2 protein-coding genes are annotated in these 1,114 nt (G+C 63.3%); both read right to left on the bottom strand.

Annotated features, from left to right (window positions below; all coding sequences use genetic code 11):
- Positions 1 to 547 (bottom strand): relaxase/mobilization nuclease domain-containing protein (locus ACFCY1_RS41540; RefSeq protein WP_375877825.1); only part of this gene is annotated, 547 nt, incomplete at its 3' end.
- Positions 537 to 881, bottom strand: a complete 345-nt coding sequence (locus tag ACFCY1_RS41535) for a MobC family plasmid mobilization relaxosome protein (RefSeq protein WP_044704870.1) — start codon at positions 879 to 881, stop codon at positions 537 to 539. The genes ACFCY1_RS41535 and ACFCY1_RS41540, both read right to left, overlap by 11 nt.
- Between the last annotated feature and the right edge of the window lie 233 nt (positions 882 to 1,114).

The raw sequence follows: 1,114 nt of genomic DNA, 5'->3' as shown, positions 1-1,114 counted from the left end.
GGGCAAGGGCAAGCAGGCCGCGCGTAATCGCCTGGGCAGCTTCCTGCTTCGCTTCCGGCAGCGCGGACGGCGTGACCAGCGCCCGCCGGTTTTCCGGCGCGTTCGGGTCGTGCAGCCCCAGCCGGCCGTTGACCACCGTCTGCCAGGCATCGATGCGCGGCCGGTCGGCGCGGTCGTAGTACGGCTGGAGCCGCCTGCCGGTCAGCAGCTCGGTATTGGGGATCAGAAAGTTCAGCTCCAGACGCCCCTTGTCCGCGTGCTCCACCCACAGAATGCTGTACTGATCTTTATCGAGGCCGGGCATCAGAACACGCTCGAAGCTGGCCATCAGTTTTTCCCGCTGGCCGGGAGGCAGATCTGCCTCCGCAAACGACAGTACGCCGGAGGTGTATTTCTTCACGTAAGGCGACACATCAATCAGCTCCCGGACTTCTTCCGGCTTGCCCTGCAGGACGGTGGCGCCTTCACGCTGCCGGTCTTTACCCAGCAAATAGTCCACCGGCCCGGCGCCACCGCCGCGACCGCGCGGATGAAATTTAATGATCATCGTCCGTTCCTTTCTCAAGAACGGCGTGCCGCAGCTGCTCAAGGCCGGCATCGATTGCCATCAGCGCCGCCACAATCTGCACCCTGTCATGGCCGGTACCGCCGCCGGCGTTAACGCGGCGGGCTATCTGGTTCAGGTTGTTGCCCATGCCGGCAAGCTGGCGCAGCAGCGCCGGCGAGATCGAGGGTAGCTTTCCGGTACGCGCAGGCTTTTCATCAAGACAGGTCTGCCGCATCCACGCCGCCAGCTGCCTGCCGTCACAGCGTTCGAGCAGCCGCCGGTGCTCGTCCTCCGTCACCCACATGGTGAGCATCTTGTTCCGTTTCTCTGACAAACCGGTCTCCTGATAACGCCGGGACGGGCGGGAAAGCCTTTCCCGGTCGGCGCGGGGTTGGACAAGCCGCAGGCGCGTCAGGCTTTTGGCGGGTTTCGGGGCGCAGCCCTGAACCAGTCACGTAGCGCTAGCGGAGTGTATACTGGCTTACTATGGTGGCACGACGGGAATCGGGATGAAATAGTCAGTCATAAAAACTGTGAGATGAGGCTCAGGTGCGTAAGGGGCTGATG

Origin of the sequence: Kitasatospora sp. NPDC056273 (assembly GCF_042268845.1) — a bacterium.
Classification (GTDB): Bacteria; Actinomycetota; Actinomycetes; order Streptomycetales; family Streptomycetaceae; genus Kitasatospora.
The sequence above is the reverse complement of the archived record's forward strand: the minus strand, read 5'-3'. Positions and strand labels throughout refer to the sequence as shown.